Below are 685 nucleotides of genomic sequence, written 5' to 3'. Positions count from 1 at the left end.
GACGGCAGCCCCAGCTACGAAACCCTGCTCACCGACGCACACCCGCAGATCGCGGCGTTCGGTGGCATGTTCCTGGCGATGCTGTTCCTGAACTTCATCCTCGCCGAACGCGAACTGACCTGGCTGACCTGGCTCGAACGCCCACTGGCCAAGGTCGGCAAACTCGATATGGCCGCCGTGGTCGTCGCCGGTATCGGCCTGATCCTGGTCGCCGAGTTCCTCGCCGAGGACGACGACCGCTCCACCGTGCTGCTGGCCGGCCTGATCGGCATGGTCGTCTACATCGCCGTCAACGGGCTCGGCAATATGTTCCACGTCGAAGAACACGCCGAAGAAGCCGCGGGTGGTCCGTCCACCCTCGCGAAGGCGACGGGTAAAGCCGGCTTCTTCCTGTTCCTCTACCTGGAAGTCCTCGACGCCTCGTTCTCGTTCGACGGTGTGATCGGCGCCTTCGCCATCACCTCGGACCCGATCATCATCGCCCTCGGCCTGGGTCTGATCGGCGCGATGTTCGTCCGGTCGATCACGATCTACCTGGTCCGCAAGGGCACGCTGAGCGAGTACATCTACCTGGAGCACGGCGCCCATTGGGCAATCGGCGCACTCGCGCTGATCCTGATGGTCTCGATCGGCGTGCACGTCAACGAGCTCATCACCGGCCTCATCGGTATCGCCTTCATCGGCG

The 685-nt window shown here is 63.9% G+C and carries 1 protein-coding gene; it reads left to right on the top strand.

Annotation, left to right across the window (positions count from 1 at the left end; genetic code table 11):
• Window positions 1-685, top strand: a 685-nt coding sequence (locus tag NS6_RS33570; RefSeq protein ID WP_157113117.1) for a DUF475 domain-containing protein, incomplete at both ends; no start/stop codon positions are given.

Source organism: Nocardia speluncae NBRC 108251 (assembly GCF_001613245.1).
Taxonomy (GTDB): domain Bacteria; phylum Actinomycetota; class Actinomycetes; order Mycobacteriales; family Mycobacteriaceae; genus Nocardia; species Nocardia speluncae.
The sequence above is the reverse complement of the archived record's forward strand: the minus strand, read 5'-3'. Positions and strand labels throughout refer to the sequence as shown.